This window comes from Pseudomonas sp. OE 28.3, from assembly GCF_014268205.2.
Taxonomy (GTDB): domain Bacteria; phylum Pseudomonadota; class Gammaproteobacteria; order Pseudomonadales; family Pseudomonadaceae; genus Aquipseudomonas; species Aquipseudomonas edaphica.
Genome location: NZ_CP077082.1, coordinates 1,228,071 through 1,253,538 on the forward strand (window position 1 = coordinate 1,228,071; position 25,468 = coordinate 1,253,538).

The window sequence follows — 25,468 nt, forward strand, 5'->3', positions numbered from 1 at the left end:
CTTCTTCAATCTGCATCCAGGCCGGTTTGATGCCGTATGAATAAAGAGAACATTTGCCTGGGAGGAGCGGCTTATTAAACCGCTTTTCGCCAAAGGCCCCTCATTGGGCGTGCGCTTATTGGTGCTGGTCGTGCTTTCGGTCGCGCTGATGGTGGTCGATGCCCGCTTTGCACTGCTCAAGCCCGTGCGCAGCCAGATGTCGCTGGTGTTGATGCAGACTTACTGGATCACCGACCTGCCGCAACGTCTCTACCAGGGCGTGGCCAGCCAATTCGGCAGCCGCACCGAGCTGGTCGCCGAGAACGAAAAACTCAAGACTGAAAACCTGCTGCTGCAGGGGCGCATGCAAAAGCTCGCGGCCCTCACCGAGCAGAACGTTCGGCTGCGCGAGTTGCTCAATTCTTCGGCATTGGTCAACGAGAAGGTCGAAGTGGCCGAGTTGATCGGCATGGACCCAAATCCCTTTACCCACCGCATCATCATCAACAAGGGTGAGCGCGACGGTGTAGTGCTGGGCCAGCCGGTGCTTGATGCCCGTGGCCTGATGGGCCAGGTGGTGGAGCTTATGCCCTACACCTCACGGGTATTGTTGCTGACGGACACCACCCACAGCATTCCGGTACAGGTCAACCGTAACGGCCTGCGGGCGATTGCCAGCGGCACCGGCAACCCGGAGCGTCTGGAGTTGCGTCACGTTGCCGACACCGCCGATATCAAGGAAGGCGACCTGCTGGTCAGCTCCGGTTTGGGTCAGCGCTTCCCGGCGGGTTACCCGGTGGCGACGGTCAAGGAAGTGATCCACGATTCCGGCCAGCCTTTCGCTATCGTGCGTGCCGTGCCAACCGCTGCCTTGAACCGCAGCCGCTATCTGTTGCTGGTATTCAGCGACAATCGCACTCCGGAAGAGCGCGCCAACGACGCCGCCCAAGCCCAGGAAGCGGAAGACAAGCAGAACGGTATAACGCCGATCGTTCCCGCAACGGTGCCCAAGCCCGCATTTGTTGGGCCGCCTGCACCGGTGGCAACTCCGGCAGCGCCGGTGGCGACGCCCGTTAAACCTGCCACCCACAACGCCCGCCCGGCGAAACCCGCCGCAACCAAACCGCCTGCGTCGACGCCTGCCGCCACACCAGCCGCTCGACCAGCGGCCGCTGCCCCGGCAACCACGCGGCAGAGGGAGGAATAATGGCCGGTACTCATTCACGCAATGGTTGGATCGTCTGGCTGACCTTCGCCATCGGCTTATTGCTCAGCGTCTCGCCGCTGCCGCAATTCATGGAGATCCTGCGACCGCTCTGGCTCGCGTTGTTGCTCGCGTTCTGGTCGCTGACCCTGCCGCATAAAGTCGGGATGGTCACGGCGATGTGCCTGGGCTTGGCGGAAGACGTGCTCTATGGCACTTTGCTGGGTCAGAACGCATTGATCCTCACGCTGATTACTTTCCTGGTGCTGTCGTTGCAGCAGCGTTTGCGCATGTTCCCGATGTGGCAACAGTGCCTGGTGATCCTGGTGATCTTCGGCCTGGCGCAGTTGGTGCAACTGTGGCTCAGTGCCTTGACCGGCAACCGCCAACCGACCTTGGCGCTGGTGTTGCCAGCGTTGGTCAGTGCGCTGCTGTGGCCTTGGGTCAGTTTCGGCCTGCGTGGGTTACGTCGTCGCTATAAAATCAATTGAATGGATTGCGAGGCTCTGCCTGGTTATCAAACTCTACAGGGAGAGTCTGCAATGAATTCGCTTTACCTGGCCTCGGGCTCACCGAGGCGGCGTGAACTGTTGACCCAGATCGGTGTGCCTTTCACCGTGGTCAGCGCCGCCATTGATGAAACCCCTCTTACTAATGAACCCGCCGTTGCCTACGTCGAGCGCCTTGCGCGCGGCAAGGCCGAGGCGGGTTTTGCTGCGCTTGAACAAAGTGTGCAGGCCTGTGTGCTGGGTGCGGACACGGCGGTGATCGTGGATGGCCAGATCCTTGGCAAGCCCGTGGACCAAGCCGATGCCTTGGCGATGCTGATGGCGCTTTCAGGTCGTGAACATGAAGTGCTCACTGCCATTGCCCTCACCGACGGCCATCGTTGCGAAACGCGTTGTGTAAGCAGTCGTGTACGTTTTCGCGCTATTTCTGTCCAGGAAGCTACATCCTACTGGCACAGTGGCGAACCTGCGGACAAGGCCGGCGGCTATGCTATCCAGGGGCTGGGTTCGGTGTTTGTCGCCGGGCTCAATGGCAGCTATTCCGCTGTGGTCGGCCTGCCGGTGTGCGAAACCGCGCAACTGCTCGGCCAATTCGGCATACCCTGTTGGCAAAACCTTACCGCGCGCTGAACGCCTTTATTTGCGCGCCAAGCCTTAAGCGATCGGTCACTATTGTGAAAACGCCTGAACGAGACCCAGCCATGAGTGAAGAGATTCTGATCAATATCACGCCGATGGAATCGCGCGTGGCGGTGGTAGAAAACGGTGTTCTGCAGGAAGTGCACGTCGAGCGCACCCAGAAGCGCGGTATTGTCGGCAATATCTATAAAGGCAAGGTGGTGCGCGTATTACCGGGCATGCAGGCGGCTTTCGTCGACATCGGCCTGGACCGTGCCGCGTTTATCCACGCCTCGGAAATTTCCCTGCGTGAAGGCCCGGCGGTAGAAAGCATCAGCGCCCTGGTGCACGAAGGGCAGAGCCTGGTGGTGCAAGTCACCAAGGATCCGATCGGTTCAAAAGGCGCGCGGCTGACGACGCAACTGTCGATCCCCTCGCGCTATCTGGTGTACATGCCGCGTACCGCGCATGTGGGTATTTCCCTCAAGATTGAAGACGAAGCCGAGCGCGAGCGCCTGAAAAAGGTGGTCAGCGACTGCGTAGCGGCCGAAGGCATCAAGGAAGCCGGCGGGTTTATCCTGCGCACCGCCGCTGAAGGCGCCGGTGCTGACGAAATCCTCATGGACATCCGCTACCTGCGCAGGCTGTGGGATCAGATCGGCGCACAGATCAAAACCATTGGTGCGCCGAGCGTCATCTATGAAGACCTCGGTCTAGCGTTGCGTACCTTGCGTGACCTGGTCAGCCCAAAGATCGAGAAAATTCGCATCGACTCGCGGGAAACCTTCCAGCGCACTACGCAATTCGTGGCCGAGCTGATGCCGGAAATTGCCGACCGCCTGGAGCATTATCCTGGCGAGCGGCCGATCTTCGACCTGTATGGCGTCGAAGATGAAATCCAGAAAGCCCTGGAGCGCAAAGTGCCGCTCAAGTCCGGCGGCTATCTGGTGGTCGATCCGGCGGAAGCCATGACCACCATCGACGTCAACACCGGCGCGTTCGTGGGCCATCGCAACCTCGAAGAAACCATCTTCAAGACCAACCTCGAAGCGGCCACCGCGATTGCCCGTCAGCTGCGCCTGCGCAACCTGGGCGGCATCATCATTATCGACTTCATCGACATGGAAGACGAAGAGCACCAGCGCCAAGTGCTGCGCACCCTGGAGAAGCAGCTGGAGCGTGACCACGCCAAGACCAACATTATCGGGATCACCGAGCTTGGTCTTGTGCAGATGACCCGCAAGCGCACCCGCGAAAGCCTTGAGCAAGTGCTGTGCGAGCCGTGCAGCAGTTGCCAGGGGCGTGGAAAGTTGAAGACCCCGGAAACGGTTTGCTACGAGATTTTCCGCGAAATCTTACGGGAGGCACGTGCCTACCAGGCGGAAGGCTATAGAGTGCTTGCCAACCAGAAAGTGGTCGACCGATTGCTGGATGAAGAGTCCGGTAACGTTGCTGAGCTTGAGGGTTTTATCGGGCGCACCATTCGTTTCCAGGTCGAAACCATGTATTCCCAGGAACAATACGACGTGGTGCTGCTCTGATCCCCAATCGCTTTCTTTATTCGAGACCGGCAGGCGTTGATCTGCCGTCCGCTAACTGCCTTGAGGGTCGCCTGACATGGAGCGTCTGACACGCTTTTTTGCCGCCTTGACCCGTTGGGGCCTGGGCCTGTGCGCCTTGCTGCTGGTACTGGCGGCGGTGTACGTGAGCCTGGGTCGTGAGTTGGTCCCACTGGTGGCGGAGTACCGCGCCGAAGTTGAAGCCAAGGCGCAGGCTGCGGTGGAGATGCCCCTGCACATCGGCAGCCTCGAAGGGCGCTGGAGTGGTTTCGCGCCGATATTGCTGGCCCACGACGTGATGGTCGGCGAAGGCAACAGCGCCTTGCGCCTGGATCAGGTTGAAGTGGTGCCGGATATCTGGGCCAGCCTGATGGCGCGCGAAGTGCGTATCGCCCACCTGGAAGTCAGCGGCCTGCAGTTGAGTGTCAAGGAAGACCAGGACGGCCACTGGGCGCTGCAAGGTTTGCCGGTGCAGGATGACCAGCCGTTGGACCCGCAGCAGTTGCTCACGCGCATGCAGATGGTCAAGCGCGTGTCGTTGCTCGACAGCCAGGTGACATTGCAGCCGTTCGAGCAAGCGCCGTTGACCCTGACCTATGTGGGCCTGAGCCTGCATACCGGCAACATCCGCCAACGCCTGGATGCACGCGTCACCCTGCCGGACGGCCAGCCTTTGGCGCTGAGCCTTCGTAGCCGTATTCGCGCAAGCGCATGGAAAGAGGGCGAAGTCGAAGCCTACCTGAGCCTGCCTCAAAGTGACTGGGCCAAATGGATTCCCGCCAGGCTGACCCAGCAATGGAAGCTCACTCAGTTCAAAGCCGGTGGCGAGTTCTGGCTCAATTGGGGCAAAGGCACCGTCCAAAGTGCCGTGGTGCGCCTCAACTCACCGCAAGTAAAGGGCAGTTACGCCGACCGCAAACCTGTGCATATCGAAAACCTCGCCCTGACCGCCTACCTGCAACGCAGTGACAGTGGCCTTAAGGTGTTGTTCGATTCACTGGCGATGAACATCGGCGATACCCGCTGGGAATCACACCTGCAACTGCAACAAAGCGTGGCGACCGACAAAGACCAGGAAACCTGGAAGCTTCAGGCTGACCGCCTTGACCTGACCCCTGTTACCCCGCTGTTGAATGCCTTGGCGCCATTGCCGGAAGGTTTTGCCAAAACCATCGAGCACCTCAAGGCCACGGGCGTGTTGCGCAATGTGTTGGTGGATTTCCGTCCGCAGGACGCCACCGATAAAAAACTCAGCTTCGCCGCCAACCTTGAACGCATCGGTTTTGACGCGTACTTCGGTGCGCCAGCCGCACGGAACGTATCCGGGAGTATCAGTGGCGATTTGGGCCAAGGTGAGTTGCGTATGGACAGCAAGGATTTTTCCCTGCACCTGTACCCGATCTTCGCCAAGCCCTGGCAGTACATCCAGGCCAACGCGCGCCTGACATGGAAGCTGGATAAAGAAGGCTTCACCCTGATTGCCCCTTACATCAAGGTGCTGGGCGAGGAGGGCAAAGTGGCTGCCGACTTCCTGATTCGCCTGCACTTCGACCATGCCCAGGAAGACTACATGGACCTGCGGGTCGGTATGGTCGATGGCGATGGTCGTTTCACGCCCAAGTATTTGCCGGCCGTGTTGAGCCCGTCCCTGGATGAATGGCTGCGCACCGCAATTCTTAAAGGCGCCGTGGACCAAGGGTTCTTCCAGTACCAAGGTTCGCTCAACCATGACGCGCTGCCCGCTGCGCGCAACATCAGCTTGTTCTTCAAGGTGCATGACGCCGAACTGGCCTTCCAGCCGGGTTGGCCGCATGTGAGCAAGGTCAATGGCGAAGTGTTTGTCGAGGAGAGCGGCGTGCGCATCCTGGCCAGCAAGGGCCAATTGCTCGACACCAAGGTCAAGGACGTGTACGTCAATATTCCCCACGCACCGGCCGGTAAAGACAGCCACCTGCTGATCACCGGTGGGTTTGCGGGCGGCCTGGGTGATGGTTTGAAGATCCTTCAGGACGCGCCGATAGGCACGGGTTCAACCTTTGCCGGCTGGAAGGGCGACGGCGACCTGCAAGGCAATCTGGACCTGGACATTCCGCTGGTCAAAGGCACCGAGCCGAAGATCGTGGTGGACTTCAAGACCGACAAAGCCCGTCTTCAATTGGCGGAGCCGACCTTGGACCTGACACAGCTCAAGGGCGATTTCCGCTTCGACAGCAGCAAGGGCTTGAGTGGCCAGAACATCTCGGCCCAGGCATTCGATCGACCGATCACCGCGCAAATTGTTGCCGATGGCAAGCCAGGCAACATCAGTACCCGCGTCACCGCCAAGGGCCAGGTCACGGTCAAGCGCCTGACCGATTGGTTAAAAATCAGCCAGCCGTTGCCAGTGTCCGGTGATATTCCGTACCAGCTGCAACTCACACTGGACGGCGCCGACAGCCAACTGATGGTCAGTTCCAATATGAAGGGTGTGGCGGTAGACCTGCCGGCGCCCTTCGGCATGCCTGCCAGCCAAGGCCGTGACAGTGTGTTCCGCATGACGTTGCAAGGTGCCGAGCGTCGTTACTGGTTCGACTACGGCGAATTGGCGAGCTTTACCTTTGCCTCGCCGCCGGACAAATTCAATGATGGGCGCGGGGAGTTGTTCCTTGGCGCCGGCAATGCTGTGTTGCCCGCAGCCAAAGGCTTGCGTATTCGCGGTGTGCTGTCGGAACTGGATATTGACCCATGGAAAAAACTCGCCAACCGCTACGCCGGTAACGACCCAGGCGGCAGCGCCAAACAGTTGCTCAGTGGTGCCGACTTCAAAGTGGGCAAACTGATCGGTTTTGGCACCCAGCTTGATCAGGCCAACCTTCAGCTGGACCGCAAGCCTGCCGCCTGGGGTTTGCAGCTCGACAGCCAGCAGGCCAAGGGCACGGTCAACCTGCCGGACGCCAAGGGCGCGCCGATTGCGATCAACCTGCAATACGTGAAGCTGCCGGCGGTGGACCCGACCGCGCAGGCCGACGAAAACGCACCGGACCCGTTGGCGGATATCGACCCCAAGGACATCCCCGCGCTGGATATCGCCATCAACCAGCTGTTCCAGGGCCCCGACCTGGTGGGCGCCTGGTCGCTGAAGATCCGCCCGACTGCCAAAGGCCTGGCCTTCAACAACCTCAACCTCGGCCTCAAGGGCATGCAGCTTAATGGTGCCGGCGGTTGGGAAGGCGCGCCCGGCGCCAGCAGCAGCTGGTACAAGGGCCGCCTGGACGGCAAGAACATTGCCGACGTGCTCAAGGGCTGGGGTTTTGCGCCGACCGTGACCAGCGAAGACTTCCACCTGGATGTGGATGGCCGTTGGCCGGGTTCGCCGGCCTGGGTTGGCCCCAAGCGTTTCTCCGGTAGCCTGGATGCGTCATTCCGTAAAGGCCAGTTTGTCGAAGTGGAAGGTGGCGCCCAGGCCTTGCGGGTGTTTGGTTTGCTCAACTTCAATTCGATCGGTCGCCGTTTGCGCCTGGACTTCTCGGACCTGCTCGGCAAGGGCTTGAGTTATGACCGGGTCAAAGGCTTGCTGGCCGCCAGTGATGGAGTGTTCGTCACCCGTGAACCCATCACCATGACCGGCCCGTCCACCAACCTCGAGCTCAATGGCACCCTGGACCTGGTGGCTGACCGTGTCGACGCCAAGCTGCTGGTCACGTTGCCGGTGACCAACAACCTGCCGATTGCCGCGCTGATTGTCGGCGCGCCCGCCATTGGCGGCGCGTTGTTCCTGATCGACAAGCTGATCGGTGACCGTGTTTCGCGCTTCGCCAGCGTGCAATACAAGGTTCAAGGCCCGTGGAAGGATCCAAAAATCACCTTCGACAAGCCATTTGAAAAGCCAAACTGAGAGCCTGTGGAGTAGCATGGCCGCATGCCTATTATGGAGTGTCGGCCCATGCCCTTTGCGGTAATTCAAATGGTCAGCCAGAGCGATGTGCTGGCCAACCTGGCCCAGGCCCGGCGCTTGCTGGAGCAGGCGGCAGCAGGCGGTGCGAAGCTTGCGGTACTGCCGGAGAACTTCGCTGCCATGGGTCGCCGCGACGTGGCCGATATCGGTCGCGCCGAAGCCTTGGGCGAAGGCCCGATCCTGCCCTGGTTGAAACAGACCGCCCGCGACCTCACCTTATGGATAGTGGCCGGCACTTTGCCGTTGCCGCCCAAGGACCAACCGCACGCCAAGTCCAACGCTTGCTCGCTATTGATCGATGATCAGGGCGAAATCGTCGCCCGGTACGACAAATTGCACCTGTTTGATGTCGATGTTGCAGATGCCAGGGGGCGTTATCGCGAATCTGACGACTATGCTTTCGGGAGCAATGTGGTGGTGGCGGACACGCCGGTGGGGCGCTTGGGCCTGACGGTGTGCTACGACTTGCGGTTTCCCGAGCTGTACAGCGAGCTGCGTGCGGCGGGGGCGGAGTTGATTACTGCGCCTTCGGCCTTTACGGCGGTGACCGGCGCGGCACATTGGGATGTACTGATTCGGGCGCGAGCCATCGAAACCCAGTGCTATTTATTGGCCGCCGCTCAAGGCGGTGCGCACCCGGGGCCACGGGAAACCTTTGGCCACGCAGCCATTGTCGACCCTTGGGGGCGTGTGCTGACACAACAGGATCAAGGCGAAGCGGTGTTGTTGGCCGAACGCGATAGCAGTGAACAAGCGTCGATACGGGCGCGCATGCCGGTGGTCAATCATCGGCGCTTTTTCTCGCAGGGCGCGCAGCGGCCTGCTTCAGAACGATGAATTTAAGGCCAAACCTATGAGCGAGTTGTTGTCCTCAGTCAGTGAACACCTCCTGGCACCCGGTGGCGTGACCATCGACAGTTTGCAAACCGTGCTCGGTGATCTGGCCGGGCCGGGCATCGACGCGGCCGACCTGTATTTCCAGGGCCAGATTTCCGAGTCGTGGGCCCTCGAAGACGGCATCGTCAAGGAAGGCAGTTTCAACCTTGACCAAGGCGTAGGCGTGCGCGCGCAATCCGGTGAAAAGACTGGTTTTGCCTACAGCAACGCCATCACCCTTGAAGCCCTCGGCCTGGCGGCGCGCGCGGCACGCTCGATTTCCCGCGCCGGCCAGAACGGCACTGTGCAGGCTTTCAGCACTCAGGACGTGGCCCAGCTGTACGCGCCGGATAACCCGCTGGAGGTGATCAGCCGCGCGGAAAAGGTCGATTTGCTCAAGCGTATCGATGCGGCCACTCGTGCGCTCGACCCGCGTATTCAGCAAGTAACGGTGAGCATGGCTGGCGTGTGGGAGCGCATTCTGGTGGCGTCCACGGACGGCGGGCTGGCGGCGGACGTGCGGCCGCTGGTGCGTTTCAACGTGAGTGTCATTGTTGAGCAGAACGGCCGCCGCGAGCGCGGTGGTCACGGCGGTGGCGGGCGTACCGACTACCGTTATTTCCTCGCTGAAGACCGCGCCATGGGTTACGCCCGTGAAGCGCTGCGTCAGGCGCTGGTCAACCTGGAAGCCATTCCGGCGCCGGCCGGTACCTTGCCGGTGGTGTTGGGCTCGGGCTGGTCTGGCGTGCTGCTGCACGAAGCCGTGGGCCACGGCCTGGAAGGCGACTTCAACCGCAAAGGCAGTTCGGCCTACAGCGGGCGCATGGGCGAGATGGTTGCATCCAAACTCTGCACCATTGTCGATGACGGCACCCTGGCCGGCCGGCGTGGCTCGTTGAGTGTCGACGACGAAGGCACGCCGACCGAATGCACCACGCTGATTGAAAACGGCGTGCTCAAGGGCTATATGCAGGACAAGCTCAACGCCCGCCTCATGGGTGTGGCGCGTACCGGTAACGGCCGTCGCGAGTCTTACGCGCACCTGCCGATGCCGCGCATGACCAACACCTACATGCTCGGTGGCGAAAGCGACCCCGCGGAAATCATCGCCTCGGTAAAACGCGGGATCTACTGCGCCAACCTCGGCGGCGGCCAGGTCGATATCACCAGCGGCAAGTTTGTGTTCTCCACCAGCGAAGCGTACCTGATCGAAGACGGCAAGATTACCGCGCCGGTCAAAGGGGCGACGTTGATTGGCAATGGGCCGGAAGCCATGAGCAAGGTGTCGATGGTCGGTAATGACCTGTCGCTGGACAGCGGCGTGGGCACCTGCGGTAAGGATGGGCAGTCGGTGCCAGTCGGCGTCGGTCAGCCAACCTTGAAAATCGATGCGATCACCGTGGGTGGCACGGGGTCGTAATGGCCGGAGCTTCGGGTGGCGAAGACCGCCACCCGGGGAAGAGGGTCAACGCAGGCCGCGTTGAGTCTCGTCCAGCTCACGGATGTATTTGAAGATTTTACGGCTGGTGGCCGGCGCCTTGTTATGCGCCTGCTCGTGCTGGGCCTGACGGATCAGGGAGCGCAGTTGCTGGCGGTCCGCGTCCGGGTAGTCCAGCACGAATTTCTCCAGCACCGCGTCATCGCCCGAGATCAGGCGGTCACGCCAGCGCTCCAGGTTATGGAAGCGTTCGTTGTACTGGCGAGTGGAGGCATCGGTTTGATCGAGCAAGGCCAGAATGGCATCAGTGTCCTGATCGCGCATCAGCTTGCCGATAAACATGATGTGCCGTTTACGCGCGATATTCGCGGTGTGCTTGGGAGCATCCGCAAGCGCCCGGCGCATTTCGTCGGTCAGTGGCAATTTGGCAATCAAGTCTTTCTTGAGCGTTGTAAGGCGCTCGCCGAGGTCAACCAGCGCATGCAGCTCGCGTTTGACCTGGGTTTTGCTTTTCTCCCCGTCGAGGGAGTCGTCGTAAGAATCAACCATGGTGGCAGTCCGCAAAGAAACGCCGCCATGATAACCAGTCGGGGGCCGCTTGTCCGGCCCGGTCGCTCGATGGCCTTAACCGAAAGCAGAATTTGAGTGGAGAAAACCATGAGTGCAGCCCAAAGCGTCGGTCCGCAAGCGTTACCGGCACTGCAGGAACAAGTCGAGCAGATCCTTGCCGAGGCCAAGCGCCAGGGGGCCAGCGCCTGTGAAGTAGCCGTGTCGCTGGAGCAGGGGCTGTCGACGTCGGTGCGCCAGCGTGAAGTGGAAACTGTTGAATTCAATCGCGACCAGGGTTTTGGTATCACGTTGTATGCCGGGCAGCGCAAAGGCTCGGCCAGTACTTCCGCCAGTGGGCCGGAAGCAATTCGTGAAACCGTGGCGGCGGCGCTGGCGATTGCCAAGCACACCTCCGAGGATGAAAGCTCGGGCCTGGCCGACAAAGCGCTGATGGCCAAGGACTTGAAGGATTTCGATCTGTTTCACGCCTGGGACATCACGCCCGAGCAAGCGATCGAAAAGGCACTGATCTGCGAAGCAGCGGCGTTTGATGCCGATGCCCGCATCAAGAACGCTGATGGCACCACGTTGAGCACTCATCAAGGCTGCCGTGTCTACGGTAACAGCCATGGTTTTATCGGTGGTTATGCCTCCACTCGCCATAGCTTGAGCTGCGTGATGATCGCCGAAGCCAATGGCCAGATGCAGCGCGATTACTGGTACGACGTGAGCCGCCAGGGCGAATTGCTCGCCGATCCAGTCAGCATCGGTCAGCGCGCGGCGCAACGTGCAGCGAGCCGCCTGGGCGCACGCCCGGTACCAACGTGTGAGGTGCCGGTGCTGTTCTCGGCTGAGCTGGCCGGTGGTTTGTTCGGCAGTTTCCTTGGCGCGATTTCCGGTGGCAACCTGTACCGAAAATCTTCGTTCCTTGAAGGCGCGATTGGCCAGAAACTGTTTCCTGAATGGCTGACGATTGATGAGCGCCCGCACCTGATGCGTGCCATGGGCAGTTCCTCATTCGATGGTGATGGCCTGGCCACCTATGCCAAACCGTTTGTCGAAAAGGGCGAGTTGGTGTCCTACGTGCTGGGCACTTACGCCGGTCGCAAGCTGGGCCTGCCAAGCACGGCGAACGCCGGTGGCGTGCACAACCTGTTCGTCACCCATGGCGATGAAGACCAGGCAGCGCTGTTGCGTCGTATGGGCCGAGGCCTGCTGGTCACCGAGCTGATGGGCAGTGGCCTGAACATGGTGACCGGTGATTATTCACGCGGTGCGGCGGGTTTCTGGGTAGAAAATGGCGAGATTCAATTCGCCGTCCAGGAAGTGACTATTGCCGGCAACATGCGCGATATGTTCAAGCAGATCGTCGCAGTGGGTAATGACCTGGAGCTGCGCAGCAACATTCGCACCGGTTCGGTGCTGATTGAGCGGATGACCGTCGCCGGCAGTTAACGGCGCGACGCTTCATCAAAAAGGCACGCCATCCTCAAGATGGCGTGCCTTTTTTAATGGCTGCAATTTGCTGCTCTTGTTTTGATTCTCAATATCATTTAATAATAAATATCATTACCGAATGAGCATGGATCATGAGTTCTGTCCTGCATGAGGATCCGTACCTGGAAAGTTGGCGTTGGATGAGTCGTCAGATTCGCTGCGGCCTTGATCCTAATGAACCGCGACTGATCGAACATTACCTCAACGAAGGGCGATACCTGGCGTGCTGCACCGCGACCCATCCGTGGACGATCGCCGAAACGTCATTCCGCCTTTTGATCGACACCGCGGGCGACATCGCCTTGCCCTGGCACTGGCGATCCATGTGCCTGGACCAGGCCTGGCGCCCACTTCGCGACCTGGAAAAACTTTCCCACTGTGCCTGCCGCCTCAAGCGCTGGCAGACCTTTGCCTGGCAATTGGCGACCTGCGAATTGCTGCCGTCTATTTCTCACTCCGACCTGGTGCAAGGATCAAACGATGAGTAACACCCGTATCGAACGCGACAGCATGGGCGAGCTGCAAGTGCCTGCCGAGGCTTTGTATGGCGCGCAGACCCAGCGCGCGGTGAACAATTTTCCGATCAGTCATCAACGCATGCCGACGCAATTCATTCGCGCCCTGATCCTGGCCAAGGCCGCCGCCGCGAAGGTCAATGTCGACCTCAAGCAAATCAGCGAAGGGCAGGGCAAGGCCATCGTTGACGCGGCCCAGGGCTTGCTCGAAGGCAACTTCATGCCGCACTTCCCGGTGGATATTTTCCAGACAGGCTCCGGCACCAGCTCGAACATGAATGCCAACGAAGTGATTGCGACCTTGGCCAGCCGTTTGCTGGGTGAAGCGGTTAACCCCAATGATCATGTGAACTGTGGCCAAAGCAGCAACGACATTATCCCAACCACCATCCACGTCAGCGCAGCCTTGGTGCTGCATGAGCAAACGCTGCCGGCCTTGCTGCACTTGGTGCAAGTCATCGAGCAAAAGGGCGAAGAGGTCCACCCGTTCATCAAGACCGGCCGAACGCACCTGATGGACGCCATGCCGGTGCGCATGAGCCAGGTGCTTAATGGTTGGGCGCAACAGCTCAAGGCCAATATCGGCCATTTGCAGGATTTGCTGCCGAGCTTGCAGGCGCTGGCACAGGGTGGCACGGCGGTTGGTACCGGGATCAATGCGCACCCCGAATTTGCTGCGCGTTTCAGTCAGCAACTGAGCATCCTTAGCGGGGTGAAATTCACCCCCGGCAAGAACCTGTTCGCGCTGATCGGCTCCCAGGACACCGCCGTTGCCGTTTCCGGCCAGTTGAAAGCCACTGCGGTATCGCTGATGAAAATCGCCAACGACCTGCGCTGGATGAACTCCGGCCCGCTCGCAGGCTTGGGTGAAATCGAATTGGAAGGCTTGCAGCCAGGCTCCTCGATCATGCCGGGCAAGGTCAATCCAGTGATTCCGGAGGCCACCGCCATGGTTGCCGCCCAGGTCATCGGCAATGACACGGTGATCACTGTGGCGGGTCAGTCCGGCAACTTCGAGCTGAACGTGATGCTGCCGATCATCGCCCAGAACCTGCTTAGCAGCCTCGAATTGCTGGCCAATGCCAGCCTCCTGCTGGCCGACAAAGCCATCGCCAGCTTCAAGGTCAACGAAGCCAAGCTTAAGGAAGCGCTGTCGCGCAACCCGATCCTGGTCACCGCACTCAACCCGATCATTGGTTACCAAAAGGCCGCTGAAATCGCCAAGAAGGCCTATCAGCAAGGCCGCCCGGTGATCGATGTCGCTCTTGAGCACACCGACTTGTCACGTAGCCAACTGGAGATCCTGCTGGACCCGGAAAAGCTCACGGCCGGCGGCGTGTAATCACCGACCCTGCTTTGGAGGCGCACCATGGAGCACTGGAAACGCACGATCGAACGGGCCAATCGCTGTTTTATGGCGGGCGAGCTGGTCGACGCTCGTGAGGCCTATTTGCAAGCCCTGGCCCTGGCGCAAGTGTTGTTCGAGCGTTGGGCGGATGCCGACGAAGCAGTGGCGGCTTGCGTCATTTCCCACCACAACCTGGCGGACCTGCACCTGCGCCTGAACCAGCCGGAGGAAAGCGCGGAATACCTGTGCGCCATTCACCAACGGCTGTTGCAGACCATGCAGGACCCGCGTCTGAACCCGCAATTGCGCGAGGCGGCGCTGCGCCAGAGCAGCAAGACCTACGTCGAACTGTTGAATTTCATCAGCGATCACGGCGAGTACCCGCGTACCCATCGCCTGCTGGGCGGTACTGCGGCGCAACCGATCACTCCACACTACGGAGCACATTGATATGACCTACACCTTGCCTGCCCTGCCTTACGCCTACGACGCCCTGGAGCCGCATATTGATGCGCAAACCATGGAGATTCACTACACCAAGCATCACCAAACCTACATCAACAACCTCAATGCAGCGGTCGAAGGCACGGAGTTTGCGGGTTGGCCGGTAGAGAAGTTGGTGTCCAGCGTGCAGCAACTGCCGGAAAAACTGCGTGCTGCCGTGATCAACCAAGGGGGTGGTCACGCCAACCACTCGTTGTTCTGGGCGGTGATGTCGCCGAAGGGCGGCGGTAAACCCGACGGCGCGCTGGGCAAAGCCATCGACGAGCATTTGGGCGGCTTCGACAGTTTCAAAGAGGCCTTCACCAAGGCCGCCTTGACCCGCTTCGGCAGCGGCTGGGCATGGCTGAGTGTCACCCCGCAGAAGACACTGGTGGTGGAAAGCAGTGGCAATCAGGACAGCCCGTTGATGAGCGGCAACACGCCAATACTGGGCCTGGACGTGTGGGAGCACGCCTATTACCTGCTGTATCAGAACCGTCGCCCGGAATACATCAACGCCTTTTATAGCGTGATCAACTGGCCGGAAGTCGCCGCACGCTACCAGGCCGCCCTGGCCTGATATTCAACCTATAACAAGATCTAAGGCCGACTATGGGCACTGAAACACTGGCGATCAGCAGCGGGCGAATGTTTCGTTATGCGTTTGGCTCGCTGTTGCTGTTGGCAGGGACTGCATTGCTGGTGGCCCATGGGCTGGCCTGGCTAAACCTTGAACCGCGTATCCTGCGCGCCTTGCAGGGCGGCGCTATCTGCGCGCTCGGCACGGCACTGGGCGCGGTGCCCGTGCTGGTCATACGCCGCATGCCGGTAGCGCTGAGCGATACCTTGCTGGGCTTTGGTGCCGGGGTAATGTTGGCGGCGACGGCTTTCTCGCTGATCGTGCCCGGTATTGCGGCCGCTGAAGGCCTGGGGCTCTCGCCTTGGGGTGCCAGTGGTTTGATCAGCTTCGGCATCATGCTGGGGGCGTGCGGGCTGTATCTGGTAGACCGCAAGGTTTCCGGCGCGAGCCCGGAGATGCTGGTGGTTACGGCGGGTAAACCCGTGATTGCGCCGCGTATCTGGTTGTTTGTGTTCGCCATCATTGCTCACAACATTCCGGAAGGTATGGCAGTGGGCGTTTCTGCCGGTGGTGGCATGCCGGACGCCGACAGCCTGGCCATGGGCATTGCCTTGCAGGATGTGCCGGAAGGTTTGGTGATTGCACTGGTGTTGGCAGGCGCGGGCATGTCGCGGGTCAAGGCGTTCTTGATCGGCGCCGCGTCAGGCTTGGTCGAGCCGGTGTTTGCCGTGCTGTGTGCGTGGTTGGTGAGCCTGGCTGAGGTTCTGTTGCCATTGGGGCTTGCGCTGGCGGCGGGGGCTATGTTGCTGGTGGTGACTCACGAAGTGATCCCGGAATCGCGCCGCAACGGTCACGAAAAGCTTGCCAGCCTGGGGTTGTGCGTCGGGTTTTGTTTGATGATGGTGATGGATACCGCATTAGGGTGAGGCCATTGCAGCCTCACACCTGTCTCAAAGGGTGGGTTTACTCACCCTCGTCAAAGTAGTTATTGATCAACTTAACCAGGGCGTCCATCGCTTCCTGCTCTTGTTCGCCTTCCGTCTTCAAGTGAATCTTGGTGCCCTTGCCCGCAGCCAGCATCATCATGGCCATGATGCTTTTGCCGTCGACCATCGATTCCGGCGTGCGCCCGGCGCGGATCTGGCAAGGGAACTGCCCGGCAACGCCGACAAATTTGGCCGAGGCGCGGGCGTGCAGGCCCAACTTGTTGATGATTTCAATTTCCAGAGCGGGCATCGCGGGGGTGTTCCTTTCAGCTAAGGTCGCGGTGGCGAACCTGGACGTTCTTGAGGGTTTGTTGCAGCACCTGGCCCAGGCGTTCGGTCAGGTAGACGGAACGGTGGTGGCCGCCGGTGCAGCCGATGGCAATGGTGACATAAGCCCGATTACTTGCAGCAAAGCGCGGTAACCATTTGAGCAGGTAGCTGGAGATATCCTGGAACATCTCCTCGACATCCGGTTGCGCAGCCAGGTACTCGGCTACTGGCTGGTCCAAACCAGACTGGTCACGCAGCTCCGGCTTCCAGTAGGGGTTGGGCAGGCAGCGCACGTCGAACACCAGGTCGGCATCCACCGGCATCCCGCGCTTGAACCCGAACGACTCAACCAGAAAGGCCGTGCCTGGCTCCGGCTGGTTCAGCAGGCGCAGCTTGATGGCATCGCGCAACTGATACAGGTTGAGGTCCGTGGTGTTGATCTTGAGATCCGCGAGGTCAATGATCGGCCCCAGCAGCGTGGTCTCATCCTCTATGGCTTCGGCCAGGGAGCGATGCGGGCTGCTGAGAGGGTGACGTCGACGGGTTTCGGAGAAACGCTTGAGCAGCGTCTCCTCGTCGGCATCCAGGTACAGCACATCGCAATGAATATGCTTGGCGCGTACTTCCTCGAGCAGTTGCGGGAAGCGCTCGAGGTGGCTGGGCAGGTTGCGGGCGTCAATCGAGACGGCCACCAGTGGCTGCGGCAGTTCAGTGTGGATCAGGGCGCGTTCGGCCAATTCCGGCAGCAGGCCCGCCGGCAGGTTGTCGATGCAGTAGAAACCGTTGTCCTCAAGGACGTTGAGGGCGGTGCTTTTACCCGAGCCGGAGCGGCCGCTGACGATGATCAAACGCATGGTTACTGCCCGCTTTGCTCATCGAGTACAACCTGATAAAGCGCCTCGTTGCTGCTGGCACTGCGCAGTCTGTCGCGTACTTCTTTGCGGTCGAGCATGCTGGCTATCTGCCGAAGCAGTTCCAGGTGCGCATCGGTGGCGGCTTGCGGGACCAGCAGAACGAACAGCAGGTCAACCGGGGCGCCGTCGATGGCGTCGAAATCGATGGGGGCTTCAAGGTGGAGCAAGGCGCTGACGGGTGTCTCGCAGCCTTTGAGGCGGCAATGAGGAATGGCGATGCCGTTGCCAAAACCGGTTGAACCGAGTTTTTCACGGGCGATCAGCGCGTCGAATACATCCTGCATCTCCAGATCCGGCACTTCGCGCGCGATCAGGTTGGCAATTTGTTCGAGGGCTTTCTTTTTGCTGCCGCCCGGCACGTTCACAAGGGAACGGCCGGGGGTCAGGATAGTTTCAAGTCGGATCATGGGTGGGGAGTGTTAGCGGCCTGTGCCTTGAAGAAGGCTCTGCTGCTTTTCCTTATGCTTTTTAAGTTGGCGGTCAAGCTTGTCAGTCAAGGCATCAATTGATGCATACATGTCTTCATGCTCGGCATTGGCGACTACTTCGCCACCGGGTATCTGGAGAGTCGCCTCAATTTTCTGCTGAAGCTTGTCGACCTTCATGATGACTTGCACATTGGTGATTTTGTCGAAATGACCCTCAAGCCGTTTCAGCTTCTGCTCGACGTATTCGCGCAATGGAGGGGTGACTTCTACATGGTGTCCACTGATGTTGACTTGCATACAGCTTCTCCTTCGTTGCCAGTGCATAAAGCGGTGGGTAGGAATACCCACCACTGGAACGCTATGGCCCGCCCGTCACATCAAACGCTTACGCTCGCTGGAAGGCGCGATCCCGAGGGACTCGCGGTACTTGGCGACGGTTCGACGGGCGACCTGAATGCCTTGTGCCTCCAGTAAACCAGCGATCTTACTGTCACTCAATGGCTTTTTCTGATTTTCCGCCGCAACCAGTTTTTTGATGATCGCGCGGATCGCCGTGGACGAGCATTCACCGCCTTCGGAGGTGCTGACGTGGCTGGAGAAAAAGTATTTCAGCTCATAAATACCCCGTGGGGTATGCATGAATTTCTGCGTGGTTACCCGTGAAATCGTCGATTCATGCATACCTACCGCTTCGGCAATGTCGTGCAGAACCAGTGGCTTCATCGCCTCATCGCCATATTCCAGGAAGCCGCGCTGGTGCTCGACGATCTGGGTGGCCACTTTCATCAGGGTTTCGTTACGGCTTTGCAGGCTCTTGATGAACCAGCGCGCTTCCTGCAACTGGTTGCGCATGAAGGTGTTGTCGGCACTGGTGTCGGCGCGGCGCACAAAGCCTGCGTATTGTGGGTTGACCCGCAGGCGAGGCACCGATTCCTGGTTCAACTCCACCAGCCAGCGTTCGTTGTCTTTGCGCACGATCACGTCAGGCACGACATATTCGGCTTCGCTGGACTCGATCTGCGAGCCGGGGCGCGGGTTGAGGCTCTGTACCAGCTCGATGACCTGGCGCAGGTCGTCTTCCTTGAGCTTCATGCGGCGCATCAACTGGCTGTAGTCGCGGCTGCCCAGCAGGTCGATGTAGTCGGTGACCAGGCGCTGTGCTTCGGCGAGCCACGGGGTCTTGGCCGGCAGTTGGCGCAGTTGCAGCAACAGGCATTCGCTTAAGGTGCGAGCGCCAATGCCGGCAGGCTCGAACTGTTGGATGCGATGCAGGACGGCTTCGATTTCGTCCAGTTCGATGTCCAGTTCCGGGTCGAAGGCTTCAAGAATCTCGTCGAGCGTTTCGTCCAGGTAGCCCTGATTGTTGATGCAGTCGATCAGGGTTACGGCGATCAGGCGATCGGTATCGGACATCGGCGCCAGGTTCAGTTGCCACAGCAAGTGGCTCTGCAGGCTCTCACCGGCGGACGTGCGAGTGGTGAAGTCCCACTCGTCGTCGTCATTGCTGGGCAGGCTGCTGGCGCTGGTCTGGTAGACGTCTTCCCAGGCGGTGTCCACGGGAAGCTCGTTGGGAATGCGTTCGTTCCATTCACCTTCCTCAAGGTTGTCCACCGTAGGGGCGGTTTCCTGATAGGACGGTTCCTGCACGTCGGGGTTGGGTTTTTGCTCGATGTTGTCGGCCAGCGGGTCTGCATTGTCGAAGTCGTCGCCTTCTTCCTGGCGTTCGAGCATCGGATTGGACTCCAGGGCCTCCTGGATTTCCTGTTGCAGGTCCAGGGTCGACAATTGGAGCAGGCGGATGGCCTGTTGCAGCTGCGGTGTCATCGTCAGCTGCTGGCCCATTCTCAGGACTAGCGATGGTTTCATGGCAGGGGCTTAACACCTTATTCGCCGGCGCAATGCGCCATCCACGACAGGGCGCGTGAGCGCCAAACATAAGCAAATTATATGCCTGATATCAGGGGCTTTGCCTAGAGCGCGGTAACAATAAAAAAACTGAGGTTTTTATTGACTTGCACGCGCCCCGGGCAATGGCCTGATACCACCGTGTTTACAGGCGGAACTCGTGACCCAGGTACACTTCCTTCACCAGTTCATTGGCCAGGATAGTGGCGGAGTCACCTTCTGCAATCAGTTGCCCATCGTTAACGATATAGGCGGTTTCGCAGATATCGAGGGTCTCACGCACGTTGTGGTCGGTGATCAGTACACCGATACCCTTGGCCTTGAGGTGATGGATGATCTGCTTGATATCGCCAACCGAGATCGGGTCGACACCGGCGAAAGGTTCGTCCAGCAGGATGAACTTCGGTGCGGTGGCCAGGGCACGTGCGATTTCCACACGGCGACGCTCGCCACCGGACAAGCTCATGCCGAGGTTGTCGCGGATGTGGTTGATATGGAACTCCTGCAACAGGCTTTCCAGCTCTTTGCGACGGCCGTCACGGTCGAGTTCCTTGCGGGTCTCGAGGATCGCCATGATGTTGTCGGACACTGACAGTTTGCGGAAGATCGACGCTTCCTGGGGAAGATAGCCGATGCCGGCGCGTGCACGACCGTGCATGGGCTGGTGGCTTACGTCCAGGTCGTCAATCAATACACGGCCCTGATCCGCCTGGACCAGGCCAACAATCATATAGAAGCAGGTGGTCTTGCCGGCGCCGTTGGGGCCGAGCAAGCCGACGATCTGGCCGCTGTCGATCGACAGGCTGACGTCGCGTACGACCTGACGGCTTTTATAAGCTTTGGCCAGATGCTGGGCTTTCAGGGTTGCCATCAGTTCGTCTTCTTCGCAGCGGGTTTTGGCGCAGGGGCGGCAGCGTCTTTCTGCTTCGGCTGGATAACCATGTCGATGCGCGGCTTCGGTGTGCCGATTTTTGTGCCATTGGCGCGACCGGCGGTAGCGATCTGCTTGACGGTGTCGTAGGTGATTTTTTCACCTTCGGTGGTATTGCCGTCAGTACTGACAACCCGTGCCTGGTCAATCAGGATAATGCGGTTCTGCTGGGCGTGATACTGGATGGTCCTGCCGTAGCCTTTCATCGGTGCCGGGTCGGCAGCCGCCTGCTTCTGTTCGAAGTAAGCCAGGTTGCCCACCGAAGTCACCACGTCGATGTCGCCAGCCGGGGTGCGAGTCAGCGTTACCGTGTTGCCGGTAATCTTCATCGAGCCCTGGGTGATGATCACGCCACCGGTGTAGGTCGCGACGCCTTGTTTATCATCCAACTGCGCATCGTCAGCCGAGATATGGATCGGTTGCTGGCTATCGTTCGGCAGAGCCCAGGCGCTCACGCTTCCCAGTGCTGCGCCCAGACCGAGCAAAATAGGGAGGGTTTTAACGAGCCTCATACTGTCCTCTTACGTTCGATAGCAGGTGTATCCTGCTTTCTTTCAAATACGCTTTCATTCCCTTGCCAGTCGATACACCGCCAGCGCCGTCAATTCTAACGTCTTGCTCGGTCTGCGCATATTGCTGTTGTGGGAAAACGGTCATGCGACTGCTGGTGATGATGGTGTCACGCTTGTGTTCATCGGTGCGCGCAACGCGTACCGAGTCGATCAACTCAACCTGGGTGCCGTCCGCATTGACCTCGCCACGTTTGCTGGTGACGTGCCACGGAAAGTCGGTGCCGCGGAACAGGTTCAGGTCCGGGTTGGTCAGCAAGCTGACGTCGGAGGCTTTGACGTGTTCCACCTTATCGGAGGTCATCTCGTATTGGACCTTGCCGTCAGGCATGAACTGCACCGTATAGGCATTGGTGGCGAAATTGTCGATCAGGCCCTCGTCAACCTGTGCTACAGGCTTGTCGAGAAAGCGCTCCGGGCTGATATTCCAGTAGCCCACCGCCAGGAACAGCGCGGCGATGACCCCGAATAACAGGAAGTTGCGAATCTTTTTGCTCAGCATAAAACGCTCTATAAGTAGGCGGCGTGGGCCGCTTCAAGACTGCCTTGGGCACGCAGGATCAATTCGCAGAACTCGCGGGCCGCGCCTTCACCGCCACGTGCGACAGTAATGCCATGGGCGTGTTCACGAACAAATGCCGCTGCATTGGCGACGGCCATGCCCAGGCCCACTCGGCGAATGACCGGCAGGTCAGGCAGGTCATCACCCAGGTACGCAACCTGCTCATAGCTTAGGTTGAGTTGGCCAAGAAGCTCGTCCAGAACCACCAGTTTATCCTCACGGCCTTGATACAGGTGAGGAATCCCCAGGTTTTGTGCGCGGCGTTCCACAACCGGTGTCTTTCGACCACTGATAATTGCCGTTTGCACACCGGCGGCCATCAACATTTTGATGCCCTGGCCGTCGAGGGTGTTAAAGGTCTTGAATTCGCTGCCATCTTCGAGAAAGTACAGGCGGCCGTCGGTCAGCACGCCGTCCACGTCGAAAATCGCCAGTTTGATGTGTTTGCCGCGTTGCATCAGGTCGCTGGTCATTTACATCACTCCCGCACGCAGCAAGTCGTGCATGTTCAGGGCGCCGATCGGGCGGTCGTCACTATTGACCACCACCAGCGCGCCAATCTTATGGTCTTCCATGATCTTCAGCGCTTCGGCTGCAAGCATCTCGGGGCGGGCGGTCTTGCCGTGGGGCGTCATCACCGCATCAATGGTCGCGGTGTGGATATCGATGGTGCGGTCCAGGGTGCGGCGCAGGTCGCCGTCGGTGAAGACTCCGGCCAGACGCCCGTCGGCTTCCAGGATTACGGTCATGCCCAGGCCCTTGCGGGTCATTTCCATCAGCGCGTCTTTGAGCAAGGTGCCACGTTGCACGTGGGGCAGCTCATCCCCCGAGTGCATGACGTTTTCCACTTTGAGCAGCAGGCGACGACCCAGCGCGCCGCCCGGGTGCGAAAACGCGAAGTCTTCAGCGGTAAAGCCACGAGCTTCCAGCAACGCCACGGCCAGGGCGTCGCCCATGACCAGGGCGGCGGTGGTGGAGGAGGTCGGTGCCAGGTTAAGCGGGCAGGCTTCGTGGGCCACGTGCACGTTCAAATTGACTTCGGCAGCCTTGGCCAGCGTGGACTCCGGGTTGCCGGTGAGGCTGATCATCTTGATGCCCAGGCGCTTGATCAAGGGCAGCAAGGTCACGATTTCGTTGGTGGTGCCCGAGTTCGACAGCGCCAGGATAATGTCATCCTTGGTGATCATGCCCATGTCACCGTGGCTGGCTTCGGCCGGGTGCACGAAAAACGCCGTGGTCCCGGTGCTGGCCAGGGTGGCGGCGATCTTGTTGCCGACGTGGCCGGATTTGCCCATGCCGACCACCACAACGCGGCCCGTGCTGGCCAGAATCATCTCGCAGGCGCGTACGAAATCTGCGTCGATATGGGCCAGTAAACCTTCTACGGCTTCAAGCTCGAGGCGGATGGTGCGTTGTGCGGATTGAATAAGGTCGCTGGATTGGCTCATGTCTGAAATCGTATAGCCTGACGAAAAGTCGGCGATTATAGCGGTAATGATCAAATCCCTCACGCTAGTTATTCTGCAGGTGCCTGGGATTTATGCTCAGCCACGTGTTTTCCCTGTCCCGAATCTGAACAAGCGCTGTTCCGGCCTTGGGGGCTCTGTACCAGCAGTGATATAGTTCGCCGCCAGTTCGGTCGGCCCACCCCATGCCGCTAACTTTTGTGCATCTGTTGCAAACGAAAGTCGCAAGCATGGTGTCTGAGTGAAAGGCTGCATCCCAAGGAGATTAGATGAGTGCCGATAACGCCTACGCGGTCGAGCTGAAGGGTCTTACCTTCAAGCGCGGTTCGCGCAGCATCTTCAATAACGTCGATATTCGCATTCCCCGCGGCAAAGTCACGGGCATCATGGGGCCTTCCGGTTGCGGCAAGACCACTTTGTTGCGCCTGATGGGCATGCAATTGCGGCCCAGCGCCGGCGAAGTGTGGGTCAACGGCCAGAACCTGCCGACCCTGTCGCGCAGCGATCTGTTCGATGCGCGCAAGCATATGGGCGTGCTGTTCCAGAGCGGTGCCCTGTTTACCGACCTCGACGTTTTCGAAAACGTAGCGTTTCCGCTGCGGGTGCATACCCAGCTGTCCGATGAAATGATTCGTGACATTGTGCTGCTCAAACTGCAAGCCGTGGGCTTGCGCGGTGCCATCGACCTGATGCCCGACGAGTTGTCCGGTGGCATGAAGCGTCGTGTTGCGCTGGCGCGGGCTATTGCTCTCGATCCGCAGATCCTTATGTATGACGAGCCGTTCGTAGGCCAGGACCCGATCGCCATGGGCGTGCTGGTGCGCCTGATCCGCCTGCTCAACGATGCGTTGGGGATCACCAGCATCGTGGTTTCCCACGACCTGGCCGAAACCGCGAGCATTGCTGACTACCTTTATGTGGTCGGCGATGGCCAGGTGCTGGGGCAGGGTACGCCTGAAGAGCTGATGAACGCTGATAACCCGCGCATTCGCCAATTCATGACCGGCGATCCCGATGGCCCGGTGCCTTTTCATTTTCCGGCAGCGGACTACCGCTCAGATCTTCTGGGGAAGCGCTGATGCGCAAGACATCTTTACTCGAGAAGGTTCGCCTTTTCGGCCGTTCCGGCATCGACTTGGTCGAGGTCCTGGGGCGTTCGACAATTTTTCTGTTTCACGCGCTGCTCGGGCGTGGCGGCATTGGCGGCGGTTTTGGCCTGTTGTTGAGACAGCTGCATTCGGTGGGCGTGATGTCCCTGGTCATCATCGTGGTGTCCGGGATATTCATCGGTATGGTGCTGGCGTTGCAGGGGTTCAATATCCTCTCCAGCTACGGTTCGGAGCAGGCAGTCGGGCAGATGGTTGCCCTGACGCTGCTGCGTGAGCTGGGGCCGGTGGTCACCGCTTTGCTGTTCGCTGGTCGTGCGGGTTCTGCATTGACCGCCGAAATCGGCAACATGAAGTCCACCGAGCAGTTGTCCAGCCTGGAAATGATCGGCGTGGACCCGCTCAAATATATTGTTGCCCCGCGCCTGTGGGCCGGCTTCATATCCCTGCCGCTGCTGGCGATGATTTTCAGCGTGGTGGGCATCTGGGGTGGTTCGTGGGTGGCGGTTGACTGGTTGGGCGTCTATGACGGCTCCTACTGGGGCAACATGCAAAACAGCGTGACCTTCAGCGGCGACGTGCTCAATGGCATCATCAAAAGCATCGTTTTCGCCTTTGTAGTGACCTGGATCGCCGTATTCCAAGGCTATGACTGTGAGCCCACTTCAGAAGGGATCAGTCGCGCCACCACCAAGACCGTTGTGTACGCCTCGCTGGCGGTACTGGGCCTTGACTTCATTTTGACCGCCTTGATGTTTGGAGATTTCTGATGCAAAACCGCACTGTGGAAATCGGTGTCGGCCTTTTCTTGCTGGCTGGCATCCTGGCTTTACTGTTGCTCGCCCTGCGAGTCAGCGGCCTTTCGGCCAGCCCCACCGCCGATACTTATAAGCTTTACGCGTACTTCGACAATATTGCTGGTTTGACGGTCAGAGCTAAAGTGACCATGGCCGGTGTAACCATCGGCAAGGTCACGGCAATCGATCTGGATCGCGACAGCTTCACTGGCCGGGTGACCATGCAAGTCGACAAGAAGGTAGATAATCTGCCGACTGACTCCACTGCATCTATCCTCACTGCTGGGCTGCTGGGCGAGAAGTACATCGGCATCAGCGTGGGTGGGGAAACAGCCCTGCTCAAGGATGGTTCGACAATCCACGACACACAGTCGTCGCTGGTGCTTGAAGACTTGATCGGTAAATTCCTGCTCAATACGGTCAATAAAGACGCCAAATGAGGAAC

Annotated in this window: 27 protein-coding genes; 16 read left to right on the forward strand and 11 right to left on the reverse strand. The window is 59.6% G+C overall.

The features are described 5' to 3' along the window. Positions 1-73: 73 nt before the first annotated feature. The 7 genes from mreC to tldD all read left to right on the forward strand — a co-directional run bounded on the left by mreC (position 74) and on the right by tldD (position 10,099). Entirely contained in the window at positions 74-1,186 is a 1,113-nt protein-coding gene (gene mreC, locus HU759_RS05405) for a rod shape-determining protein MreC (protein WP_080593785.1), read from the forward strand. Continuing rightward, on the forward strand, positions 1,186-1,674 hold the full coding sequence (gene mreD / locus HU759_RS05410) for a rod shape-determining protein MreD (protein WP_017138250.1): 489 nt from the start codon (positions 1,186-1,188) through the stop codon (positions 1,672-1,674). Before mreC ends, mreD begins: the two co-directional genes overlap by 1 nt. Positions 1,675-1,725: 51 nt before the next feature. After that, entirely contained in the window at positions 1,726-2,322 is a 597-nt protein-coding gene (locus tag HU759_RS05415) for a Maf family protein (RefSeq protein ID WP_017138249.1), read from the forward strand. A gap of 71 nt (positions 2,323-2,393) precedes the next feature. Further along, the gene (gene rng, locus HU759_RS05420) at positions 2,394-3,851 is read left to right on the forward strand and encodes a ribonuclease G (RefSeq protein WP_010213134.1); all 1,458 of its coding nucleotides are present in this window, start codon (positions 2,394-2,396) and stop codon (positions 3,849-3,851) included. Positions 3,852-3,927: 76 nt separating this feature from the next. Then, positions 3,928-7,743: a YhdP family protein gene (locus HU759_RS05425; protein WP_186616756.1), complete on the forward strand. Its 3,816-nt coding sequence runs from the start codon at positions 3,928-3,930 to the stop codon at positions 7,741-7,743. A 48-nt stretch (positions 7,744-7,791) separates the two neighbouring features. Continuing rightward, positions 7,792-8,640: a carbon-nitrogen hydrolase family protein gene (locus HU759_RS05430; protein ID WP_017138248.1), complete on the forward strand. Its 849-nt coding sequence runs from the start codon at positions 7,792-7,794 to the stop codon at positions 8,638-8,640. Between the two features lie 16 nt (positions 8,641-8,656). Then, positions 8,657-10,099, forward strand: coding sequence for a metalloprotease TldD (tldD, locus tag HU759_RS05435; protein WP_017138247.1), 1,443 nt, complete (start codon positions 8,657-8,659; stop codon positions 10,097-10,099). A gap of 45 nt (positions 10,100-10,144) precedes the next feature. On the opposite strand, the gene yjgA is transcribed toward tldD, so the two are convergent. Continuing rightward, positions 10,145-10,666, reverse strand: a complete 522-nt coding sequence (yjgA, locus tag HU759_RS05440; protein WP_017138246.1) for a ribosome biogenesis factor YjgA — start codon at positions 10,664-10,666, stop codon at positions 10,145-10,147. A gap of 108 nt (positions 10,667-10,774) precedes the next feature. Between yjgA and pmbA the strand changes: the two genes are divergently transcribed. The 6 genes from pmbA to HU759_RS05470 all read left to right on the forward strand — a co-directional run bounded on the left by pmbA (position 10,775) and on the right by HU759_RS05470 (position 16,015). Continuing rightward, positions 10,775-12,121, forward strand: coding sequence for a metalloprotease PmbA (gene pmbA / locus HU759_RS05445; RefSeq protein WP_138449094.1), 1,347 nt, complete (start codon positions 10,775-10,777; stop codon positions 12,119-12,121). 134 nt (positions 12,122-12,255) lie between these two features. After that, complete coding sequence (locus HU759_RS05450; protein WP_138449097.1) at positions 12,256-12,651, forward strand: FagA protein; 396 nt, start codon at positions 12,256-12,258, stop codon at positions 12,649-12,651. Beyond that, the gene (locus HU759_RS05455) at positions 12,644-14,020 is read left to right on the forward strand and encodes a class II fumarate hydratase (RefSeq protein WP_170036271.1); all 1,377 of its coding nucleotides are present in this window, start codon (positions 12,644-12,646) and stop codon (positions 14,018-14,020) included. The genes HU759_RS05450 and HU759_RS05455 overlap by 8 nt, the downstream gene beginning before the upstream one ends. 27 nt (positions 14,021-14,047) lie before the next feature. Beyond that, positions 14,048-14,476, forward strand: a complete 429-nt coding sequence (locus HU759_RS05460) for a hypothetical protein (RefSeq protein WP_017138243.1) — start codon at positions 14,048-14,050, stop codon at positions 14,474-14,476. Position 14,477: 1 nt separating this feature from the next. Then, positions 14,478-15,089 (forward strand): superoxide dismutase, encoded by a 612-nt coding sequence (locus HU759_RS05465; RefSeq protein WP_017138242.1) that lies wholly within the window; start codon positions 14,478-14,480, stop codon positions 15,087-15,089. Between the two features lie 32 nt (positions 15,090-15,121). After that, entirely contained in the window at positions 15,122-16,015 is an 894-nt protein-coding gene (locus HU759_RS05470) for a ZIP family metal transporter (protein ID WP_170036273.1), read from the forward strand. Positions 16,016-16,052: 37 nt separating this feature from the next. Here the strand turns inward: HU759_RS05470 and HU759_RS05475 are convergent, their stop codons facing one another. The 10 genes from HU759_RS05475 to HU759_RS05520 form a co-directional block, all read right to left on the reverse strand. Further along, on the reverse strand, positions 16,053-16,325 hold the full coding sequence (locus tag HU759_RS05475) for an HPr family phosphocarrier protein (RefSeq protein ID WP_017138240.1): 273 nt from the start codon (positions 16,323-16,325) through the stop codon (positions 16,053-16,055). 16 nt (positions 16,326-16,341) lie between these two features. Then, complete coding sequence (rapZ, locus tag HU759_RS05480; RefSeq protein WP_017138239.1) at positions 16,342-17,199, reverse strand: RNase adapter RapZ; 858 nt, start codon at positions 17,197-17,199, stop codon at positions 16,342-16,344. Between the two features lie 2 nt (positions 17,200-17,201). Continuing rightward, positions 17,202-17,666, reverse strand: coding sequence for a PTS IIA-like nitrogen regulatory protein PtsN (gene ptsN / locus HU759_RS05485; protein ID WP_017138238.1), 465 nt, complete (start codon positions 17,664-17,666; stop codon positions 17,202-17,204). A 12-nt stretch (positions 17,667-17,678) separates the two neighbouring features. After that, on the reverse strand, positions 17,679-17,984 hold the full coding sequence (gene raiA, locus HU759_RS05490; RefSeq protein ID WP_017138237.1) for a ribosome-associated translation inhibitor RaiA: 306 nt from the start codon (positions 17,982-17,984) through the stop codon (positions 17,679-17,681). Between the two features lie 75 nt (positions 17,985-18,059). Continuing rightward, positions 18,060-19,553: an RNA polymerase factor sigma-54 gene (locus HU759_RS05495; RefSeq protein ID WP_017138236.1), complete on the reverse strand. Its 1,494-nt coding sequence runs from the start codon at positions 19,551-19,553 to the stop codon at positions 18,060-18,062. Positions 19,554-19,737: 184 nt separating this feature from the next. Then, positions 19,738-20,463: an LPS export ABC transporter ATP-binding protein gene (lptB, locus tag HU759_RS05500; protein WP_016974288.1), complete on the reverse strand. Its 726-nt coding sequence runs from the start codon at positions 20,461-20,463 to the stop codon at positions 19,738-19,740. Beyond that, on the reverse strand, positions 20,463-21,035 hold the full coding sequence (gene lptA / locus HU759_RS05505; RefSeq protein WP_017138235.1) for a lipopolysaccharide transport periplasmic protein LptA: 573 nt from the start codon (positions 21,033-21,035) through the stop codon (positions 20,463-20,465). Before lptA ends, lptB begins: the two co-directional genes overlap by 1 nt. Then, positions 21,022-21,594, reverse strand: a complete 573-nt coding sequence (gene lptC, locus HU759_RS05510) for an LPS export ABC transporter periplasmic protein LptC (protein WP_017138234.1) — start codon at positions 21,592-21,594, stop codon at positions 21,022-21,024. Before lptC ends, lptA begins: the two co-directional genes overlap by 14 nt. A gap of 8 nt (positions 21,595-21,602) precedes the next feature. After that, entirely contained in the window at positions 21,603-22,127 is a 525-nt protein-coding gene (locus tag HU759_RS05515) for an HAD family hydrolase (RefSeq protein ID WP_017138233.1), read from the reverse strand. After that, on the reverse strand, positions 22,128-23,102 hold the full coding sequence (locus HU759_RS05520; protein ID WP_017138232.1) for a KpsF/GutQ family sugar-phosphate isomerase: 975 nt from the start codon (positions 23,100-23,102) through the stop codon (positions 22,128-22,130). It abuts the gene before it with no gap. Positions 23,103-23,389: 287 nt separating this feature from the next. On the opposite strand from HU759_RS05520, the gene HU759_RS05525 reads away from it, so the two are divergent. The 3 genes from HU759_RS05525 to mlaD are packed head-to-tail and all read left to right on the forward strand — an operon-like array spanning position 23,390 to position 25,463. Continuing rightward, positions 23,390-24,199 (forward strand): ATP-binding cassette domain-containing protein, encoded by an 810-nt coding sequence (locus HU759_RS05525; protein WP_005784851.1) that lies wholly within the window; start codon positions 23,390-23,392, stop codon positions 24,197-24,199. Then, a complete protein-coding gene (gene mlaE, locus HU759_RS05530) occupies positions 24,199-24,996 on the forward strand; it encodes a lipid asymmetry maintenance ABC transporter permease subunit MlaE (protein ID WP_017138231.1) in 798 nt (265 codons plus the stop codon). The genes HU759_RS05525 and mlaE overlap by 1 nt, the downstream gene beginning before the upstream one ends. Then, the gene (gene mlaD / locus HU759_RS05535; protein WP_010170575.1) at positions 24,996-25,463 is read left to right on the forward strand and encodes an outer membrane lipid asymmetry maintenance protein MlaD; all 468 of its coding nucleotides are present in this window, start codon (positions 24,996-24,998) and stop codon (positions 25,461-25,463) included. The genes mlaE and mlaD overlap by 1 nt, the downstream gene beginning before the upstream one ends. Positions 25,464-25,468: the final 5 nt, after the last annotated feature.

Coding starts and splice junctions, on each gene's coding strand:
- HU759_RS05415 (WP_017138249.1), top strand. CDS start 1,726: ATGAATTCGCTTTACCTGGCCTCGGGCTCACCGAGGCGGCGTGAACTG.
- yjgA (WP_017138246.1), bottom strand. CDS start 10,666: ATGGTTGATTCTTACGACGACTCCCTCGACGGGGAGAAAAGCAAAACC.
- lptC (WP_017138234.1), bottom strand. CDS start 21,594: ATGCTGAGCAAAAAGATTCGCAACTTCCTGTTATTCGGGGTCATCGCC.
- HU759_RS05470 (WP_170036273.1), top strand. CDS start 15,122: ATGGGCACTGAAACACTGGCGATCAGCAGCGGGCGAATGTTTCGTTAT.
- raiA (WP_017138237.1), bottom strand. CDS start 17,984: ATGCAAGTCAACATCAGTGGACACCATGTAGAAGTCACCCCTCCATTG.
- HU759_RS05465 (WP_017138242.1), top strand. CDS start 14,478: ATGACCTACACCTTGCCTGCCCTGCCTTACGCCTACGACGCCCTGGAG.
- mlaD (WP_010170575.1), top strand. CDS start 24,996: ATGCAAAACCGCACTGTGGAAATCGGTGTCGGCCTTTTCTTGCTGGCT.
- ptsN (WP_017138238.1), bottom strand. CDS start 17,666: ATGATCCGACTTGAAACTATCCTGACCCCCGGCCGTTCCCTTGTGAAC.
- mreD (WP_017138250.1), top strand. CDS start 1,186: ATGGCCGGTACTCATTCACGCAATGGTTGGATCGTCTGGCTGACCTTC.
- rapZ (WP_017138239.1), bottom strand. CDS start 17,199: ATGCGTTTGATCATCGTCAGCGGCCGCTCCGGCTCGGGTAAAAGCACC.
- HU759_RS05515 (WP_017138233.1), bottom strand. CDS start 22,127: ATGACCAGCGACCTGATGCAACGCGGCAAACACATCAAACTGGCGATT.
- HU759_RS05475 (WP_017138240.1), bottom strand. CDS start 16,325: ATGCCCGCTCTGGAAATTGAAATCATCAACAAGTTGGGCCTGCACGCC.
- rng (WP_010213134.1), top strand. CDS start 2,394: ATGAGTGAAGAGATTCTGATCAATATCACGCCGATGGAATCGCGCGTG.
- lptA (WP_017138235.1), bottom strand. CDS start 21,035: ATGAGGCTCGTTAAAACCCTCCCTATTTTGCTCGGTCTGGGCGCAGCA.
- HU759_RS05455 (WP_170036271.1), top strand. CDS start 12,644: ATGAGTAACACCCGTATCGAACGCGACAGCATGGGCGAGCTGCAAGTG.
- HU759_RS05520 (WP_017138232.1), bottom strand. CDS start 23,102: ATGAGCCAATCCAGCGACCTTATTCAATCCGCACAACGCACCATCCGC.
- pmbA (WP_138449094.1), top strand. CDS start 10,775: ATGAGTGCAGCCCAAAGCGTCGGTCCGCAAGCGTTACCGGCACTGCAG.
- HU759_RS05430 (WP_017138248.1), top strand. CDS start 7,792: ATGCCCTTTGCGGTAATTCAAATGGTCAGCCAGAGCGATGTGCTGGCC.
- lptB (WP_016974288.1), bottom strand. CDS start 20,463: ATGGCAACCCTGAAAGCCCAGCATCTGGCCAAAGCTTATAAAAGCCGT.
- HU759_RS05425 (WP_186616756.1), top strand. CDS start 3,928: ATGGAGCGTCTGACACGCTTTTTTGCCGCCTTGACCCGTTGGGGCCTG.
- HU759_RS05525 (WP_005784851.1), top strand. CDS start 23,390: ATGAGTGCCGATAACGCCTACGCGGTCGAGCTGAAGGGTCTTACCTTC.
- HU759_RS05450 (WP_138449097.1), top strand. CDS start 12,256: ATGAGTTCTGTCCTGCATGAGGATCCGTACCTGGAAAGTTGGCGTTGG.
- tldD (WP_017138247.1), top strand. CDS start 8,657: ATGAGCGAGTTGTTGTCCTCAGTCAGTGAACACCTCCTGGCACCCGGT.
- HU759_RS05460 (WP_017138243.1), top strand. CDS start 14,048: ATGGAGCACTGGAAACGCACGATCGAACGGGCCAATCGCTGTTTTATG.
- HU759_RS05495 (WP_017138236.1), bottom strand. CDS start 19,553: ATGAAACCATCGCTAGTCCTGAGAATGGGCCAGCAGCTGACGATGACA.
- mlaE (WP_017138231.1), top strand. CDS start 24,199: ATGCGCAAGACATCTTTACTCGAGAAGGTTCGCCTTTTCGGCCGTTCC.